At 76.1% G+C, this 16,769-nt stretch carries 15 protein-coding genes and 1 pseudogene; 5 read left to right on the plus strand and 11 right to left on the minus strand.

Features of this window, described 5'->3' with window-relative positions; genetic code table 11:
- Positions 1 to 26: 26 nt before the first annotated feature.
- Complete coding sequence (locus PUR61_RS43330) at positions 27 to 692, minus strand: response regulator transcription factor (protein ID WP_329885450.1); 666 nt, start codon at positions 690 to 692, stop codon at positions 27 to 29.
- Positions 689 to 2,032 carry a sensor domain-containing protein gene (locus tag PUR61_RS43335; RefSeq protein ID WP_443035346.1) on the minus strand — a complete coding sequence of 448 codons (1,344 nt, stop codon included), beginning with the start codon at positions 2,030 to 2,032 and terminating at the stop codon, positions 689 to 691. The genes PUR61_RS43330 and PUR61_RS43335 overlap by 4 nt, the downstream gene beginning before the upstream one ends.
- Before the next feature lie 307 nt (positions 2,033 to 2,339).
- On the opposite strand from PUR61_RS43335, the gene PUR61_RS43340 reads away from it, so the two are divergent.
- Positions 2,340 to 4,256 carry an ABC transporter permease gene (locus PUR61_RS43340; protein WP_329885451.1) on the plus strand — a complete coding sequence of 639 codons (1,917 nt, stop codon included), beginning with the start codon at positions 2,340 to 2,342 and terminating at the stop codon, positions 4,254 to 4,256.
- 99 nt (positions 4,257 to 4,355) lie between these two features.
- On the opposite strand, the gene PUR61_RS43345 is transcribed toward PUR61_RS43340, so the two are convergent.
- Positions 4,356 to 5,273: a LysR family transcriptional regulator gene (locus tag PUR61_RS43345; protein ID WP_329885452.1), complete on the minus strand. Its 918-nt coding sequence runs from the start codon at positions 5,271 to 5,273 to the stop codon at positions 4,356 to 4,358.
- 310 nt (positions 5,274 to 5,583) lie between these two features.
- On the opposite strand from PUR61_RS43345, the pseudogene PUR61_RS43350 reads away from it, so the two are divergent.
- Positions 5,584 to 6,601, plus strand: a pseudogene (locus tag PUR61_RS43350) (NADP-dependent oxidoreductase).
- Positions 6,602 to 6,674: 73 nt separating this feature from the next.
- On the opposite strand, the gene PUR61_RS43355 reads toward PUR61_RS43350, so the two are convergent.
- The gene (locus tag PUR61_RS43355) at positions 6,675 to 7,541 is read right to left on the minus strand and encodes a sigma-70 family RNA polymerase sigma factor (RefSeq protein ID WP_329885453.1); all 867 of its coding nucleotides are present in this window, start codon (positions 7,539 to 7,541) and stop codon (positions 6,675 to 6,677) included.
- 75 nt (positions 7,542 to 7,616) lie between these two features.
- Here PUR61_RS43355 and PUR61_RS43360 point away from each other — a divergent pair, with 75 nt between their 5' ends.
- A complete protein-coding gene (locus PUR61_RS43360) occupies positions 7,617 to 8,318 on the plus strand; it encodes an FMN-dependent NADH-azoreductase (protein ID WP_329885454.1) in 702 nt (233 codons plus the stop codon).
- Between the two features lie 66 nt (positions 8,319 to 8,384).
- On the opposite strand, the gene PUR61_RS43365 is transcribed toward PUR61_RS43360, so the two are convergent.
- The 4 genes from PUR61_RS43365 to PUR61_RS43380 all read right to left on the minus strand — a co-directional run bounded on the left by PUR61_RS43365 (position 8,385) and on the right by PUR61_RS43380 (position 10,783).
- Complete coding sequence (locus tag PUR61_RS43365; RefSeq protein ID WP_329885741.1) at positions 8,385 to 8,786, minus strand: YccF domain-containing protein; 402 nt, start codon at positions 8,784 to 8,786, stop codon at positions 8,385 to 8,387.
- Positions 8,787 to 8,920: 134 nt separating this feature from the next.
- A complete protein-coding gene (locus PUR61_RS43370) occupies positions 8,921 to 9,199 on the minus strand; it encodes a hypothetical protein (RefSeq protein WP_329885455.1) in 279 nt (92 codons plus the stop codon).
- 156 nt (positions 9,200 to 9,355) lie between these two features.
- Positions 9,356 to 10,309 carry a M48 family metalloprotease gene (locus PUR61_RS43375; RefSeq protein WP_329885456.1) on the minus strand — a complete coding sequence of 318 codons (954 nt, stop codon included), beginning with the start codon at positions 10,307 to 10,309 and terminating at the stop codon, positions 9,356 to 9,358.
- A 15-nt stretch (positions 10,310 to 10,324) separates the two neighbouring features.
- Entirely contained in the window at positions 10,325 to 10,783 is a 459-nt protein-coding gene (locus PUR61_RS43380; protein ID WP_329885457.1) for a BlaI/MecI/CopY family transcriptional regulator, read from the minus strand.
- 330 nt (positions 10,784 to 11,113) lie between these two features.
- Between PUR61_RS43380 and PUR61_RS43385 the strand changes: the two genes are divergently transcribed.
- Positions 11,114 to 11,584: a DUF7144 family membrane protein gene (locus PUR61_RS43385; RefSeq protein WP_329885458.1), complete on the plus strand. Its 471-nt coding sequence runs from the start codon at positions 11,114 to 11,116 to the stop codon at positions 11,582 to 11,584.
- 61 nt (positions 11,585 to 11,645) lie between these two features.
- On the opposite strand, the gene PUR61_RS43390 is transcribed toward PUR61_RS43385, so the two are convergent.
- The gene (locus PUR61_RS43390; protein WP_329885459.1) at positions 11,646 to 12,647 is read right to left on the minus strand and encodes a DMT family transporter; all 1,002 of its coding nucleotides are present in this window, start codon (positions 12,645 to 12,647) and stop codon (positions 11,646 to 11,648) included.
- Here PUR61_RS43390 and PUR61_RS43395 point away from each other — a divergent pair.
- Complete coding sequence (locus PUR61_RS43395) at positions 12,646 to 14,115, plus strand: aminotransferase-like domain-containing protein (protein ID WP_329885460.1); 1,470 nt, start codon at positions 12,646 to 12,648, stop codon at positions 14,113 to 14,115. The two genes, PUR61_RS43390 and PUR61_RS43395, sit on opposite strands and share 2 nt — an antisense overlap.
- Positions 14,116 to 14,171: 56 nt before the next feature.
- Here PUR61_RS43395 and htpX read toward each other — a convergent pair whose 3' ends face one another.
- Positions 14,172 to 15,035, minus strand: a complete 864-nt coding sequence (gene htpX / locus PUR61_RS43400) for a zinc metalloprotease HtpX (protein ID WP_329885461.1) — start codon at positions 15,033 to 15,035, stop codon at positions 14,172 to 14,174.
- Between the two features lie 151 nt (positions 15,036 to 15,186).
- Positions 15,187 to 16,731 (minus strand): NADH-quinone oxidoreductase subunit N, encoded by a 1,545-nt coding sequence (locus tag PUR61_RS43405; protein ID WP_443035347.1) that lies wholly within the window; start codon positions 16,729 to 16,731, stop codon positions 15,187 to 15,189.
- Positions 16,732 to 16,769: the final 38 nt, after the last annotated feature.

The raw sequence follows: 16,769 nt of genomic DNA on the forward strand, positions 1-16,769 counted from the left end.
GACGGGGCGCCCTCCCGGTGGGCCCGTCACCCCCGGAGGAACCGCAGCACCGCCAGCACCCGGCGGTGCGACTCCTCCGCGGGCGGCAGGTCCAGCTTCATCAGGATGTTGCCGATGTGCTTGCCCACCGCCGCGTCCGACACCACCAGCTCCCGGCAGATCGCCGCGTTCGACCGGCCCTCCGCCATCAGCGCCAGCACCTCCCGCTCGCGCGGGGTGAGCCGTTCCAACGGGTCCCGGCGGCGGCGCAGCAGCTGCCGGACCACCTCCGGGTCGACCACCGTGCCGCCCGCCGCCACCGTGGCGACCGCGGCCACGAACTCCTCGATCTGGCCGATCCGGTCCTTCAGCAGGTAGCCGACGCCCGAGCCGTCCCCGGAGTCGAGCAGCTCCGCCGCGTACGAGTGCTGCACGTACTGGCTGAGGACGAGGACGCGCAGTCCCGGGCGGCGTTCGCGCAGGGCGACCGCCGCCCGCAGTCCCTCGTCGGTCTGGCCCGGCGGCATCCGGACGTCGGTGACGACGAGGTCCGGCGCATGCGTGCCGACCGCGGTCCGCAGCGCCTCGGCGTCGCCGACCGCGGCCACCACCTCGTGCCCGAACCGGGCCAGCAGGCCGACCAGCCCCTCGCGCAGCAGCACGCCGTCCTCGGCGACCACGATCCTCAGCGCGCCGGTTGCCTGCTCGTTCATCGTCCTGCTCCTCCGTCGGCCGGCGCCGCGGACGGGGCCGGGGCCGGGGTGCAGGGGATCTCCACCCGCACCAGGGTCGGTCCGCCGGGCGGACTGCTCACCGTCAGTGTGCCGTCCACGACCGCGACCCGGTCGGCCAGCCCGGTCAGCCCGCTGCCGCCCGACGGGTCGGCGCCGCCGCGGCCGTCGTCCGCCACCTCGATGGTCAACCGGCCGTCGGCGTACCGTCCGTCGACGGTCACCGCGCTCGCGCCGCTGTGCTTGGCGACGTTGGCGAGCGCCTCGGCGACGGCGAAGTAACCGGCCGACTCGACCGGCGCCGGCAGCCGCCCGGGCAGCGCGAAGCGGGTGGTGACCGGGATCGGCGAGCGGTCGCCGGCGTCCGCGCAGGCGTCCGGCAGACCCCGGTCGGTGAGCACCTGCGGGTGGATCCCGTTGATCAACTCCCTGAGCTCGGAGAGCACTTCTCCCGCCTCCCGGTGCGCCTCGGCAAGCCTCGCGGCCAGCGGACCGTCCGGCGGCGCGTCCAGCCGGGCCAGGCCGAGCGTCATCCGCAGGGCCGCCAACCGCTGCTGGGCGCCGTCGTGCAGATCGCGCTCGATCCGGCGCCGCTCCGCCTCGAAGGCGTCCACCAACCGGGCCCGGGAGCGGACCAGTTCACCGATCCGACGGTCCTGCCCGCCCGGTGCGAGCACCAGTCGCACCAGCGCCGCGCGGGCTGCGGCCACCGCCGCCAGCGGATAGCCGAGCAGGGGCGCCAGCAGCAGGCCGGCCAGCCCGAACAGGCCCGCCACCACCGGGGAGTGGACCTGCCACAGCTTGAGGACGTTCACCTGCTCGCCGTCCAGCAGGAGCATCGGCAGTGCGGCCAGCAGGTACCCGGGGACGGCGAGGGCGAAGCCGGCCACGGTCAGGTCGATCGGCCAGAGCACGCACGCGGCGAGCAGGGCGAAGCCCAGTTCGCGCCAGGTCGCCCGCTCGCGGTAGCGCAGCCGCAGCCAGGCCGCCAGGCCCGGGCGGTCGGGGACGAGGTGCGGATCCGGCACCGGCGCGTCCGCCACCAGCCGGACCAGCCGCCGTTCCCAGGCCGCGACCGGCAGCCCGACCAGCGCCAGCGCGGCGAGCAGCGGCAACCCGACCAGCAGCACCGCCAGCACTCCGGCGGCCACCCCGGCCACCAGGAGCCCGCCGCAGAGCAGCAGCCCCGTCAGCCCGGTCGTCAGCAGGTACGCCGCCGCCCGCCAAGGCGCCGACGACCGGAGGAACCCGGGCCGCGCCACCTGCCCCCGCACGCCCGCCGGCCGCCCGTCCACCGGCCCACCCACCGACCCGTCCGCCACCCCGTCCACCGCGCCGACTCCCCCTGCCCCGCGCCGGTCCGGTCCGGCTGCACCAGCGGCCCACCCTAGGCACCCGGGCGGCGGGCCGTCGGTAGGGCCAGGCCTACCGTTCGCCCGCTCCGGCCCCGCTCGCTCCGGCCCCGCCTCGCCCCGCCCCCGCCTCGCCCCGCCCCCGCACAGGAAGTCGGCGGGCCCGACGTCCGGTGCGGCCATCCCCCGCTCCCCCTACGGGTAGGGCCCGCCCTACCTCCCGGAGTGGCCCCCGGCCTGCTGCCCCGCACCACCCCGCGGCGGTTCGCTGGACCCCATGAGAATGCTGCGGATCGCGCTCAAGTCCCTGAAGGCACGCTGGATCTCCCTCCTCGGAGCCTTCCTCGCCCTCGCCCTCGGCGTCGCGATGACCGCCGTCATGCTGCTCGGCCTCGCCGCCGCGCTCGGCACCCCCGGCGGCCCGGGCGGCGAGGAGCTGGTCTCGCTGGTCGCCGCCCTCGGCACCGCCGGCGGGGTGAGCGCGTTCGTCTCGGCGTTCGTCGTCGCGTCCACGTTCTCCTACGCCGTCGCCCAGCGGCGCCGGGAGCTGGGTCTGCTCCGGCTGGCCGGTGCCACCCCCGCCCAGGTCCGCCGTACTGTGCTGGCCGAGGCGCTGCTGCTCGGCGCGGTCGCCTCCGCCGCCGGCTGCGCACTCGGCCGGCTCGGGGCGCCGGTGCTGCTCCGCCGGCTGGCCGGCGTGGGGATGGCCCCGCCCGGTTTCGCCCTCGGCCCGACCGGCTGGCCCCTGTTCACCGCGTTCTGGACCGGCCTGCTGGTCGCCCTGTGCGGTGTCGCGGTGGCCGCCCGCCGGGCCGGCCGGGTCGGCCCGCTGGACGCCCTGCGCACGGCCGACCTCGACGCCGGTGTGCTGACCGTCGGGCGCCTCGTCACCGGGCTCGGCCTGCTGCTGACCGCGGCCGTCCTCACCGCCGCCGCGCTCGCCACCGACCCCGTCGACCTGCTGCACCGCAAGACCTACACCACGCAGCCGATGTGGCTGATCTCCGCGTGCGGCCTGCTCTCCCCGCTGTTCGCCCCTCCCCTGGTCCGCGCCCTCGGCCGGCTCGCCCCGGCCCGGTTCACCGGGTACGCCGGGCGGCTGGTCCGCGCCAACGCCGCCGCCGCGCTCCGCCGGACCGGCGCGGTGGCCGCGCCGGTGCTGGTGTCGGTGGCGCTGACCGGTTCGCTGGCGGGTGCGCTGGACACCGTGAGCGCCGCCCGCTCCGCCGAGGCCCGCGCCCGTACCGCCGCCGACCTGGTCGTCGTCCCCGCCGACGGCGGCGCACCCGACGCGACGGCGGACGCCCTGCGTGCCGTCCCCGGCGTGACCCTGTCCCCCACCGGTCCGACCCGCCTCTCGCTGGTGGAGCCGGACGGCGTGGTGGTCCGCTCCGAGGCGCGGGTGGCCGACCCGGCCGGGCTCGCCGCCCTCGCCCGGCTGCCCCTGCTGGCCGGTTCTCCGGCCGACCTCGACGACGGCTCCCTCGTCCTGCCGGCGGAATGGGGGCACACGACGATCGGCGAGCCGGTCCCGGTGGTCCGGGCCGACGGCAGCCGGGCGACCCTGCGGGTGGCCGCCGTGCTGCGCGACGGCCTCGGCGACAACGGGCTGTACGTCACCGCCGCCAACGCGCCCGGCGCCCGCACCGACCGGATCGAGGTGCGCCTGGACCACCTCGCCGACGCCGAGCGGGTACGTGCCGCCGAACAGGTACGGACCGCCGCACGGGCGTCCGGCGCGACGGTGTTCGGCCGCGAGGACTGGCTCGCCGCCACCGCGCCCGCCAAGGCCCGGACGGCCTGGCTGCGAACGGTGCTGGTGCTCGGTCTGGCCCTCGTCTACACGGGCATCGCCCTCGCCAACACGATCCTGACGGCCACCGCCGACCGCCGTCGCGAACTCGCCCTGCTCCGCCTGGCGGGTGCCGGCCGGGCCCAGGTGGTGCGGCTGGTGACCGCCGAGTCGGTGCTGGTGGTGGCGGTCGGCGCGGTCCTCGGCTGCGCGGTGACCGCCGTCCAGCTCGGCACCATGCACGGCGCGGCGGCCCTGCTCGGCACGCCGTCACCGTGGGTCCTGCCCTGGCGGCCGGTCGGCCTCGTCGCCGCCGGCGCCGTCCTGCTCGCGGCACTCTGCGCCGCCCCGGCCACCGCCTGGGCCCTGCGTTCCCGCCCGGTCACCGCCGCCGCCCGCTGAGCCGCTGAGCCACTGCCCGCCGGGCCGCCCGTCCGGCCGGTCGGGGGACGGCCCCGCCCCCACCCCCGGTCGGCGGCGGCCCGGGCCGGGCCGCCGTCCTCACACCGCGACCAGGCCCGCCGGCAGGGTGAGGCCGCGCAGCTCCCGGATCAGCGCACGCACCGCCGCCGTGCCCGCCAGCTCCGGCGTCGTCACGTATCCGACGTGGCGGCTCGGCGGACGCGGCCCGAGGTCGGTGAGCGCCAGCCCGGCCGGGGCGCCGAGCAGGGCGGTCCGGGGCATGATCGCCATCCCTAACCCCTGCGACACGAGCGAGACGGCCACCGTGTCGTCCTCGACGTCGATGGTCGCGGGCGGGATCCAGTCCTGCCGGTCCCACCAGTCCCGGGTGTACGAGCCGCAGTTCTCGTCCCAGTCGACCAGCGGCAGCCCGTGCGGTGCCGGGTGGCCCACCGGGTGCACCAGCGCGTACTCCTCCTCGAAGAGCCGGACGGAGAGCAGTCCGGGCACCGGTGGCGGCACGCTCGCGTCCAGGGTGGCGAGCCCGAGGTCGGCACGGCCGTCCGCGACCTCGCCGGCCGTGCCGCGCCCGATCTCACGGACGATCCGGACCTGCGGCGTGAGCCCCGGGTGGCGGGCGGTGAGCCGGGCCAGAACGGGCGGCAGCAGGTGCGCGGCGACGCTGCGGAAGGCGGCGATCCGCAGCGGCCCGGTGACCGCCCCGGCGTGGTCCCCCGCCCCCGCGGCCCGCACCTCGGGACCCATCGCCGCGAGCAGCCGCAGAACCCTCCGGGCGTACGCGACGGCCCGTACGCCCGCCTCGGTCGGGCGTGCGCCGTGGCGCCCGCGGTCGAAGAGCACCGCGCCGAGCTTCCGCTCGCAGGTGCGCACGGCGTGCGAGACGGCGGACTGGCTCGTACCCAGGCGCGCGGCAGCCGCCGTGAACCCCTGCGCCTCCTCCACCGCGACCAGGACCCGCAACTCGTGCGGGGCGAGGTCCGGACCCGGCTCACCCATGCCACTCACTCCTGCCACTCACTCCTGCCACTCAGCCCGGTCGGTCGGCCCCGACCCTCGGTCCTGACGCTCGGCCCCGACCCTCGGTCCTGACGCTCGGCCCCGACCCTCGGTCCTGATCCCTCGGCCCTGGCAGTCAGCCCTGGCGCTCGTCCCGGGCCACCCGTCGACACCGCCGAACCTACCTCCCCACCCGCCTTCCATCGATTCCGCTCATGGAACCGACCCACCCATCGCCGCTGCCCCCTGCCCGGCTCCGCCCCGCCTCCCTACGGTGATCATCACCGCCCCAACGATCCCGGAGCCCACCATGCCCCGCCCCGTCGCCCACGTCGTCCACCTCGTCTCCCGCCCCACCGTCGCCCCCCAGCGCCGAGAACTTCACCTTCCTCGACGAGACCGTCCGGCCCCTCGCCGACGGCGAGGCCCTGGTCGAGAACGTCTACCAGTCCGTCGACCCGTACATGCGCGAGGAGATGGACGCGACCGGGAGCTGGGAGCTGCACGCCCCGCTGGAGGGCCGCGCCCTCGGCCGGGTGGTCGAGTCCCGGACGCCGGTCCTCCCCGTCGGCGCCCTCGTGCACCACCGCCGGGCCTGGCGCACCCTCTCGGTGGTCACCGCCGCCGAGACGACGGTCCTCCCGGACTTCGCGGGCGTCCCGCTCAGCGCCCACCTGGGCATCCTCGGCGGCACCGGCCTCTCCGCCTGGGTCGGCCTGACCCGGGTCGCACGGCTCCAGCCGGGCGAGACGGTCTTCGTCTCGGCGGCGGCCGGCGGGGTCGGTACGGCGGCCGGCCGGATCGCCCGCCTCCTCGGCGCCAGCCGGATCGTCGGCAGCGCCGGCTCGGCCGCCAAGGTGCGGCACCTCACCGAGGACCTCGGATTCGACGCCGCCTTCGACTACCACGACGCCCCGATCGCCGACCGCCTCCGCGAGGCCGCACCCGACGGCCTGCACGTGTACCTCGACAACGTCGGCGGCGACCACCTAGAGGCCGCCATCGCCGCCCTCCGCGACCACGGCCGGATCGCCTGGTGCGGGGCGGTCGCCCAGTACAACCGCCTCCAGTCGCCGCCGCCCGCCCCGCGCAACCTGTTCGACGTGGTCGGAAAGAGCCTGCGGCTGGAGGGCTTCCTGGTCCGCGACCACCTCGACGCCCGCCCCGAGCTGTACGACTTCCTCGTCCCGCACCTGCGCTCCGGCGCCGTCGTGCCCGACGAGACGGTCGTCGAGGGCTTCGACCGGGTCGTCGAGGCCTTCCTCGGCATGCTCCGGGGCGCCAACACCGGCAAGATGATCGTCCGGCTCGCCGACGTCCCCCGCTGACGGCACCAGGCCGGCGGCAGCTGCGGTCGGCGGCCGCGGTCGGCTGTGGTCGGCGGCTGCCGAGCGGCTGCGGTCAGGGCAACAGCGTGATCTCCGTCCCGGCGAGCCGCGCCCGATCCGCGACCACCTCGAAGCCCGCCACCCGCCCGTCCGCGACCGTCATCAGCAGGACCAGCCACAGGCGCCCGCCCGGCGCGATCGCCACCCCGATCCCGCCGTCCACCAGCACCGGCACGCCGAACCGCGCCCGCTGCCCGATCACCCGGGTCTCCCGGGCCACGGCGAGCGCACCGCGCGCCACCGCCGGACGCCCGGCGGGCAGGGCCGCCGGGTCGGCCCGGCGCACCACGTCCGGCGCCAGGACCGCGAGCAGCGCGTCCAGGTCGCCGCCGCGCGCGGCGGCGAGGAACGCCTCCACCACCGCGCGGTGCCCGGCCGGCGGCGCCGGCTCCGCCCCCGCCGTCCCCCGGACCCGCTGCCGGGCCCGGCTGGCCAGTTTCTTCGCCGCCACCGGCGTCCGCCCGACGACCGGCCCGATCTGCTCGAACGGCACCGCGAACCCGTCGTGCAGCACGAACGCGACGCGCTCGGCCGGCCCCAGCCGGTCCAGCACCACGAGCATCGCCCGGCCCACCTCCTCGACCAGCTCCGCCTCCGCCTCCGGTCCTTCCACCACCGGTTCCTCGACGTGCGCCTCCCGCCTCCCGGCCCCCGCCCGCGCCCGCGCCCGCAGCACGTCCAGGCAGATCCGCGAGACGACCGTGGTCAGCCACCCCGGGAGGTTCTCCACCGCCGCCGCGTCCGCCCGCTCCAACCGCAGCCAGGCCTCCTGCACGGCCTCCTCGGCCTCCCCCGTCGAGCCGAGCATCCGCTGCGCGACCGACCGCAACCGCCCCCGCTCGGCCTCGAACAGCACCGCCAGTTCCTCGCGCCCGTCCATCGGTCACCTTTCCTCGCACGGCCCCGTCACAGGGTTGACGATCCCCGCTCCACCGAGGTGACAAGGAGCCTCCCGATGACCGCCACCCCCGCCGTCCCCGCCACCCTGCTCCACCTGGACTGCAGCGCGAGTCCGCCCGGCGAGTCCGTCAGCCGCCGGCTGACCGCCCGCTTCGCCCGCACCTGGCAGGCCCGCCACGGCACCGCCGGCTACCGTCACCGCGACCTCGCCGCCGATCCGGTCCCGCCGATCGGATCCGCCTACGCCGCCCTCGGCGTCCGCGTCGAACGCCGAGGCACGGTCCCGCTCGCCGACGTCCGGGCCGTCGCCGCCTCCCCCGGCGAACGGGACGAGTGGTCTCTCACCCTTCCCCTGATCACCGAGCTCCGGGCGGCCGGCACCCTCCTGCTCGGCGTCCCGATGTACAACTTCACGGTTCCCGCCGCGCTCAAGGCCTGGATCGACCGGGTCACCTTCCCCGGCGCCTTCAGCGACCCCGTCACCGGCCGCAGCCTGCTCGCCGCCACCCGGGTCGTCGTCGTCACCGCCCGCGGCGGCGCCTACGGCCCGGGCACCCCGCGCGAGGCTTTCGACTTCCAGACCCCTTACCTGCGGGCGTACTTCGACAACCTCGGCGTCCCCGCCGAACACCTGAGCTTCGTCCACGCCGAACTCACCCGCGCCGACGACGTCCCCGCCCTCACCCCCTACCGCCCCCTCGCCGCGACCTCCCTCAGCGCGGCCCGCACCGCCCTCGCCGGCCTCGCCGCCGCCTGACCCCGTACGACCGGGCCTGCGAGGGTGTCGCCCTCGCCGGCCCGGTGACGTGCGTCGGTGCTCCGGCTACCGCGCGCCCCACGGCTCGTCGCTCGGGACGATCTCGCGGCCGAGCGGCATCAGCGAGACGGGGATCAGCTTGAGGTTCGCCCACCCGAACGGAATGCCGATGATCGAGATGAACAGCGGGATGCTGGTGATCAGGTGCGCCAGCGCCAGCCACCACCCGGCGAACACCAGCCAGATCACGTTGCCCACGAAGGACGGCGCCCCCGCGTCCGGCCGCTCCACCGCCTTGCGCCCGAACGGCCAGAGGACGAACCCCGCCAGCCGGAACGCGGCGATGCCGAACGGGATCGTGATGATCAGCACGCAGCAGATGATTCCCGCGATCACGTAGCCGATCGCCATCCAGATGCCGCAGAAGATCAACCAGAGGACGTTCAGGACGAAGCCGATCACCTTCATGGTTGGCACCCTCTCACGGTCGACGGTCGACCCCTATGACCAGCCATGCCCGCTGTGACCCGTGTCTACGCCGCCGCGGAAAGCACTCCGCGCCGCCCGGGCTGGCCGGGCGGCGCGGAGCAGGGGCGGGGCCGTCAGTCGCCGAGGCCGATGCCGGTGTCGGTGAAGGTGCCCGCGACGCCGTGCTGGCCGATGACCAGGATGCCGTCGAAGTAGCTGGCGCCGTCGGGGCCGAAGTGGACGCTGGTCAGGTGCAGGGCACTGCCGTCCGGGCCGACCGCGAAGGAGCCCTTGTCGAAGTGGGCGACGGGCACGGCGTCGCCCGCGGCGTCCGCGGAGGCGACGGTGGCGCCGCAGACGGCGAGCGGGAGGACGACGGCGGTGGCGGCGAGGATGCGGTGCATGGTGCGCATGGAAGAGCCCTTTCGAGGCGTTGGATTTCGGCCCGGTGGTGAACACCGGCTGTCACCATTCCGACACGTGCGCACACGAACCGCTACCGGTGGGAGCCATCCGTGACCCGTCGGTCCGTCGACTCGTCACCCTCCGCACCGGGCGGGGCGGAGCCGCTACAGCGGGGTGACGGCCTTCAGGACGAGGAGCAGGGCCACCGCCGCGTTGAGCGCGGACACCGCCGAGGCGGCGGTGCCGAGGGCCGCCACGAGGGCGGCGAGCCCGGCGGGGGTGCGGGCGGGCGGCCAGTTGCGGGAGCTCGGGACGGGGCCGAGCAGGGCGGCGACGCGGCGGGGCACCGGGCCGGGACCGGGCGCGGCGAAGGCGGGGAAGGCCGCGTAGGCGGGCGCCCGGTGGGAGGCGAGGGCGGCGCGGGCCACGGCGCGGGCGGTGATCCGCCGGTCGCCGACGGCTTGGGCGGACTCCTCGTCGGCCCAGCGTTCGGCGCTGTAGGCCACGGCGCGCTGGAGCGGGCGCAGGAAGGGGTTGACGCAGCCGGCCAGCTGGGTGGCCAGCAGGTGGCGGTGGTGCCGGTGGGCGAGGTGGGCGCGTTCGTGGGCGAGCAGGGCGGCGCGCTCGTCGTCGGCGAGACCGGCGAGCATGCCCGTGGAGACCACCACGCGTCCGGGCGAACGGAGGGAGCCGGGCAGCGCGTAGGCGTACGGGGCGGAGTCGGGGAGCAGCGCGACGTCGGAGGCGCCGGGCAGCGCGCGGCCGAGCGCGCGCCGGGCACGGGCGCGGATCCGCAGGTGGCGGGCGACCGTCCGGACCAGGGCCGCGAACACCACCGCGAGGACGAGGAGCGCCGCCGTGCCGACCGTCTCGTGGTACGGCAGGGCCGCCCGGACCTCCGGGTCGGACCAGCTGTCGGGCAGCGGGTTGCCGGGGATCTGCGCGGTGCCGACGACCCCGATCAGGCCGAGGCAGAGCGCGCTGCACAGCGCCATCACGATGCTGATCCCGGTCAGCAGGCGGGCCGCGCCGCGCGGGTGGAGGTGCTGCTCGGTGAGGCGCGCGATCGGCAGCGCCGTCAGCGGCAGGACGAGCGGGAGGAAGACGAAGACGCCCACGGTCGGTTCCCGGGCTCAGCTCTCGCGGTCGGTCGCCGACGGGCCGGGCGCCGCCGGGCCCGTCGGCGGCAGATCGGGCGCGGAGGCACTGTCGAGCAGCGTGCGCAGCAGTTCCTCGTCGTGCGGGAGCAGTGCGGTCACGAAGCTGGCGAGCACGGCGTCCCGGTCGGCCTCGCCGTCGAGGACCCGGCGCATCCGGAGGGCTGCGAGGCCGGCCGCGTCGGAGGCGGCCTGCCAGAGGTAGGAGCGGCCGGACCGGGTCCGGGAGACGGCGCTCTTGGCGTGCAGCCGGGAGAGGATGGTCATCACGGTGGTGTACGCGAGGTCGCCGTCGAGGCGTTCCTGCACCCATCCGGCCGTGGCCGGGCCCGGCGCCTGCTGGAGCACGGCCAGTACCTGCGCCTCCAGCTCGCCCTGGCCGCGCCGCCGGGCCCGCGGGTCCCCGGCCGTCGGGGTGTTGGTGTCCTCTGCCATGCCGGTCATCCTAACGAGCAGGTAAAGGGAGCCCGGTCGCCGCCGGTGTCCGCGCCGGTCAGGCGTGCCGCCGGTGCGGTGGTTCGCGGGCGTTCCACCGCCGGCCGGGTACGGCGGTGCCGGGCGGTGCGGGCCGGTGCGGGCCGGTGCGGGCCGGTGCGGGCCGGTGCGGGCCGGTGCGGGCCGGTGCGGGCCGGTGCGGGCCGGTGCGGCACGGGTCACCCGAACAGGCGTGTCCGGTTGCCCGGCACCGGCCGGAGGTGGACGGTCGAGATCCGGACGCCTCTCCGAACGCCTGTCCGGCCCCGGCGTCCGGCCCTGGAGGAACCCATGAGCAGCACGTCGACCCCTCCCGATCAGCCGCCGCCCTGGCGCTCCGGCACCGGCGCGCCGCCGCCACCGGCCTCGGCCACCCGGTTCAGCGACTGGGCGCCCGGCCTCGTCGTCTTCGCCGGTGTCCTGATGCTCCTGAACGGCATCATGGAGGTGCTGCGGGGCATCATGGCGGTCAACGAGGACGAGGTCTTCCTGAGCTCCGCCCGGTACGTCTTCCGGTTCGACCTCACGGGCTGGGGCTGGATCCACATCGTCGTCGGCGCGCTGGTCGCGGTGGTCGGCGCGTTCGTCCTCAAGGGCGCCGCCTGGGCCCGGTACACCGGCGTCTTCCTCACCGCGGTGAGCGCCGCCGACAGCTTCCTGGCGATGCCGTACTACCCGTTCTGGTCGATCACCGTGATCGCGCTGGACGTCTTCATCATCTGGGCCCTCTGCGTCTACCGGCCCGAGCGCACCGCTTCCTGATCCCGGTCGCCCGGGCCCGGGACGACCACGGGCCCGGGCACCCCGGCCTCACGCCCCGGTCTCACGTCCGGGACCGCTGGGTGACCGCGATGCAGAGCAGCACCGCCACGGCCGTGACGGGTGCGGCCGCCGGCAGCTCCTCGCCCAGCAGCAGCACCGACCAGACCAGCGTCAGCAGCGGCTGCGCCAGCTGCAGCTGGCTGGCCTTCGGCACGCCGATCTCCGCCATTCCCCGGTACCAGAGGACGAACCCGCCGAACTGCGAGACCGCCGCCGTGTACGCGAGCCCGGCCACCGCCTTCGCCCCGAAGCCGACCGGCTCGACGGCCAGCGCTCCCGCCGTGATGAGCCCGGTGACCGGCAGCGCCACGACGACCGCCCAGCCGATCACCTGCCAGCCCGGGATCTCCCGGGAGATCCGGCCGCCCTCCGCGTACCCGGCCGCGCAGACCAGCAGGGCCGCGAACAGGTAGAGGTCCGCGACGCTCGGCCGCCCGTGGCTCTGCACCAGCGTGAAGCCCAGCACCGCCGCGGCGCCGGCCAGCGCCGCGCACCAGAAGGTCCGGGACGGACGGCTCGCCGCGCCGGTGCCACCGGACCGGCCCGACGCCCGGCGCGCCCTCAGCGCGGCGACCGACGCGGTGGCCAGCGGCAGCACGCCGATGACGACCGCGGAGTGCGCGGTCGAGGAGCTCTGCAGCGCGAGCGTGGTGAGCAGCGGGAAGCCGAGCACGCAGCCGGCCGAGACCACCAGCAGGCCGGGCCAGTGCCGCCGTTCGGGCACCGGGACGCGGGCGGCGGCGAGGCAGAGTGCGGCGAGCAGGCCCGCCAGCAGGCCGCGCAGCCCGGTGGCCGTCCACGGGCCGAAGCCGGTCAGCGCCCAGGAGGTGGCGGGGAAGCTGAACGAGAAGGAGAGGACACCGAGGGCCGCCAGGGCGGTGCCGGTGACGCCGACGGCGGGTGCCGCGCTTCCGGGACCGGGGCCGGTGGGGCCGACCGGGTGGCTCGTCGCGGGCTTCGCTGCTACCGCCACACGATGCGTAGCGCTATCTTGTGTCTTCATGAACGAGCGTAGCAGTGTGGTCGAACTCGCCGACAGACTGCGCCGGGAAGTAGAGCGCTACCCGGAAGGGCGGAAGCTGCCGTCGAGCCGGGTCCTGACAGAGCGGCACCAGGTCAGCCCGGGAACGGTCTCCCGGGCGGTCGCCGTGCTGGCCGCGGAGGGCCTGGTGGTCTCCCGGCCCGGCGCCGGCGTCTTCCGGACCTCCGCGACCGCGCCGACCGCGGCGTCCGACGGCGCTCACCCGCACGCCCCGCCGCCCGCCCGCCCCGGCGACCTCTCCTGGCAGGAGGTCGCGCTGAGCGCCGAGGCCGGCCCGCGCGACGTCGGCGCCGGACCGATGTTCGCCATGCTGAACGTCCCCCGGCCCGACGTGCTCGACCTCAACGGCGGCTACCCGAACGCCTCGCTCCAGCCCGAGCGCCTGCTCGCCGCCGCGCTGGCCCGGGCCGGACGCCGGCCCGGCGCCTGGGACCGCCCGCCGGTGGACGGGCTGACCGAGCTGCGCGCCTGGTTCGCCCGGGACATCGGCGGCAGCGGCGGCCCGCTCGGCGCGGGCGACGTGCTGATCACGGCCGGCGGCCAGAGCGCTCTCACCATCGCCCTGCGCTCGCTCGCCTCCCCGGGCGCCCCCGTACTGGTCGAGTCTCCGACCTATCCGGGCGCCCTCGCCGTGGCCAGGGCTGCCGGGCTGCGGCCGGTCCCCGTCCCGGTGGACGGGGACGGCGTGCGCCCCGACCTGCTCGCGGCCGCCTTCGACGCCACCCGGGCCCGGGTGTTCTTCTGTCAGCCGCTGTTCCAGAACCCGACCGGCGCGGTGCTCTCCCCCGATCGCCGCGCCGAGGTGCTGCGGATCGCCCGGACGGCCGGCGCCTTCGTGATCGAGGACGACTTCGCCCGCCGCCTGGTCCACGCCGACGCGCCGGCGCTGCCACGCCCGCTGGCCGCCGACGACCCGGACGGCATCGTGGTCCACCTGAGTTCGCTCACCAAGGCCACCTCGCCCAACCTGCGGATCGGCGCGCTCACCGCGCGCGGCCCGGCGCTGCAACGGCTGCGCGCCACCCAGGTGGTGGACAGCTTCTTCGTGCCCAGGCCGCTCCAGGAGGCGGCCCTGGAACTGGTGGCCGACCCCGGCTGGGCCCGCCATCTGCGCACGCTCGGCGCCGAGCTGCGGGACCGTCGGCGGGCCGCGGTGGCGGCGCTGCGCCACGAGCTGCCCGGGCTGCTGGGCGCGCACCGGTTCGGCGGCTACCACCTCTGGCTGCGGCTCCCCGACGGCACCGACGAGACGGTGCTCACCGCGGCGGCCCTGCGGGCCGGCGTGCTGGTCACCCCGGGCCGCCCGTACCACCCCGCCGAGCCCCCGGCCCCGCACCTGCGGCTCAGCTACGCGGCCGCGGACAGCCCCGCCATGGTGGCGGAGGGCGTCCGGCGGCTCCGGCGGGCGTACGAGGAGACGACCGGCTGAGCCCGGAGGGTCCCCGCCGCGGCGGGGACCCGGGGACCCCGCGGCCCCCCGCGGGGTCAGTCCCGGCGGCCTGCCATCCGCTCCAGGCGGGCGATCCGCTCGGCCATCGGCGGGTGGGTGGAGAACAGCTTCGTCCCGGCCTCGCCCGGCCGGAACGGGCTGGCGATCATCATGTGGCTGGCGGTCTTGATCTGCGGCTCGGGGGGCAGCGGCAGCTGCCGGGTCCCGGCGTCCAGCTTCCGCAGCGCACCGGCCAGGGCGAGCGGGTCGCCGGTGATCCGGGCGCCGTCGGCGTCGGCCTGGTACTCCCGGGAGCGGCTGACGGCCAGCTGGATCAGCGAGGCGGCCAGCGGTCCCAGGATCATGATCGCGAGCATCCCGAACAGGCCGGGCCCGTCGTCGTCGTCACCGCGGCCGAACGGGATCAGCCAGGCGAAGTTGACCAGGAACATCACCACCGAGGCGAGCGCCCCGGCCACCGAGGAGATCAGGATGTCGCGGTTGTAGACGTGGCTCAGCTCGTGGCCGAGGACGCCGCGCAGCTCGCGCTCGTCGAGCAGGTGCAGGATGCCGTCGGTGCAGCAGACCGCCGCGTTGCGCGGGTTGCGGCCCGTCGCGAACGCGTTCGGGGCCGGGGTCGGCGAGATGTACAGCCGGGGCATCGGCTGGCGGGCCGAGGTGGAGAGCTCCCGGACGATCCGGTAGAGCCGCGGTGCCTCGATCTCGCTCACCGGGCGGGCCCGCATGGCCCGCAGGGCGAGCTTGTCACTGTTCCAGTACGCGTAGGCGTTGGTGCCGAGGGCGACCACCAGGGCGACCACGAGGCCCGTCCGGCCGAAGAAGCTGCCGATCACGAGGATCAGCGCCGAGAGGCCGCCGAGCAGGGCGGCGGTCCTCAGTCCATTGTGCCGGCGGTGCACGGCTGGCCCTCCAATGGTGCGTGGGGAAGCCCTTTCTGCCTCGTCCCTCTTGCCCGGTCAACGGGTGGGGCCCGGGGCCTTGTTCCCTTGTGACCAGCGCGACACCCGACCGGAGGACCAGCTCAGACGTACCGGGGCTTCCCCACCCGCCTCAGAACAGCGAGCCGCCGACCACCTGGAGCACCAGTTGCGGAGCCACCGACAGCACCACCGCCGCCGAGGCGGTGAGCCCCAGGGTGGCCGTCAGGGTGACCGGAAGCCTCCGCTCGGAGGCGGCCGGTGCCTCCCCGGCGGCCTCCGCCGGGGCGAACAGCCGCGCCGTCCAGAGCAGGTAGTAGTACAGGGCGACGACGACGTTGACGGCCATCACCGCGGCCAGCCAGCCCAGCCCGGCGTCGACGGCGGCGCGGAACACCACCACCTTGCCGAAGAGGCCGATGACGCCCGGCGGCAGCCCGGCCAGGCAGAGCAGGAAGAAGGCCAGCGCCAGCGCCGTCCAGCGCCTGCGGGCGAACAGGCCGCGGAAGTCGTCGACGCTGGTCCCGGCCCGGCGGCCGACCGCCGCCACCACGCCGAAGGCGCCGAGGTTGACCACGCCGTAGATCAGCGCGTACGCGGCGGTGGCGCCCAGCGGGTCGGTCGTGGTGGGCGCGTAGCCGGCGGCGGCCAGCGGCACCAGCAGGTACCCGGCCTGGCCGACCGAGGACCAGGCGAGCAGCCGCACCGCGCTGAACCGGGTGTCGAACCGCTGGCGCAGCGCGCCCACGTTGCCGACGGTCATGGTGACGGCCGCCAGCACCGCCAGCACCAGGCCCCAGGTGTGCGCGTACGGGCGGAAGGCGATCGTGGTGACCAGGGCGAGCCCGGCGAGGCCGGCCGCCTTGCCGACCACCGAGAGGTAGCCGGCCACCGGGAGCGGGGCGCCGGTGTAGGTGTCGGGCACCCAGAAGTGGAACGGGACGGCGGCGACCTTGAAGGCGAAGCCGGCCAGCGTGAGCACCGCGCCGGCCTGGGCCAGCGGCTTCAGCTGCGCGGGGGCGTGCTCCAGGCCGGTGGCGACGGCGCCCAGGTGCAGGCTGCCGCTCGCGGCGTAGACGAAGCCGACGCCGAGCAGCATCACGGCGGTCGCGGTGACGGAGGAGAGGAAGAACTTGAGCGCGGCCTCGGCCCCCCGGCCGTCCCGGCGGAGCGCGACCAGCGCGAAGGCCGGCAGCGAGGCCACCTCCAGGGCGATCACCAGGGTGGCGAGGTCGCGGGAGGCGGGCAGCAGGGCGGCGCCGGCGGCGCTGGAGAGCAGCAGGAACCAGTACTCGCCGCCGGGCAGCTTCTCGTCCTCCACGGTGTGCGCGGAGAGCAGGGCGGCGATCAGCGCGCCGCCGAGCGCGAGCAGCTGGAAGACCAGGGCGAAGTGGTCGGCGACGTACGAGCAGCCCGCGTTGTCAGTGACCCCTGTTACGTTCTGTGCACAGAAGGTGGCTCGGGGTGAGCCTCCGACGAGCGGGAGGAGCGCGATGAGCGCCAGGGCGAGTCCGCCGGCCGTGAGCCGGCCGAGCAGCCGCTTGTGGCGCTCGGGCAGGAAGAGGTCGGTGACCAGCACCGCGAGGGCGGCCAGCGCGGCGATCAGCGGGGGCGCGATCGCCACCCAGTCCACGGACTGGATCAGGCTGCCCGGGTTGGCTACGGCGAGGGAGGTCACAGTGGGCTGCCCCGTGGAGTGAGGTCCGAGTGCGGTGC

The sequence above is a fragment of the Streptomyces sp. BE20 genome (genome assembly GCF_036322525.1).
Lineage (GTDB): Bacteria > Actinomycetota > Actinomycetes > Streptomycetales > Streptomycetaceae > Kitasatospora.

Coding starts and splice junctions, on each gene's coding strand:
- PUR61_RS43330 (WP_329885450.1), bottom strand. CDS start 692: ATGAACGAGCAGGCAACCGGCGCGCTGAGGATCGTGGTCGCCGAGGAC.
- PUR61_RS43340 (WP_329885451.1), top strand. CDS start 2,340: ATGAGAATGCTGCGGATCGCGCTCAAGTCCCTGAAGGCACGCTGGATC.
- PUR61_RS43345 (WP_329885452.1), bottom strand. CDS start 5,273: ATGGGTGAGCCGGGTCCGGACCTCGCCCCGCACGAGTTGCGGGTCCTG.
- PUR61_RS43355 (WP_329885453.1), bottom strand. CDS start 7,541: ATGGACGGGCGCGAGGAACTGGCGGTGCTGTTCGAGGCCGAGCGGGGG.
- PUR61_RS43360 (WP_329885454.1), top strand. CDS start 7,617: ATGACCGCCACCCCCGCCGTCCCCGCCACCCTGCTCCACCTGGACTGC.
- PUR61_RS43365 (WP_329885741.1), bottom strand. CDS start 8,786: ATGAAGGTGATCGGCTTCGTCCTGAACGTCCTCTGGTTGATCTTCTGC.
- PUR61_RS43370 (WP_329885455.1), bottom strand. CDS start 9,199: ATGCGCACCATGCACCGCATCCTCGCCGCCACCGCCGTCGTCCTCCCG.
- PUR61_RS43380 (WP_329885457.1), bottom strand. CDS start 10,783: ATGGCAGAGGACACCAACACCCCGACGGCCGGGGACCCGCGGGCCCGG.
- PUR61_RS43385 (WP_329885458.1), top strand. CDS start 11,114: ATGAGCAGCACGTCGACCCCTCCCGATCAGCCGCCGCCCTGGCGCTCC.
- PUR61_RS43395 (WP_329885460.1), top strand. CDS start 12,646: ATGAACGAGCGTAGCAGTGTGGTCGAACTCGCCGACAGACTGCGCCGG.
- PUR61_RS43390 (WP_329885459.1), bottom strand. CDS start 12,647: ATGAAGACACAAGATAGCGCTACGCATCGTGTGGCGGTAGCAGCGAAG.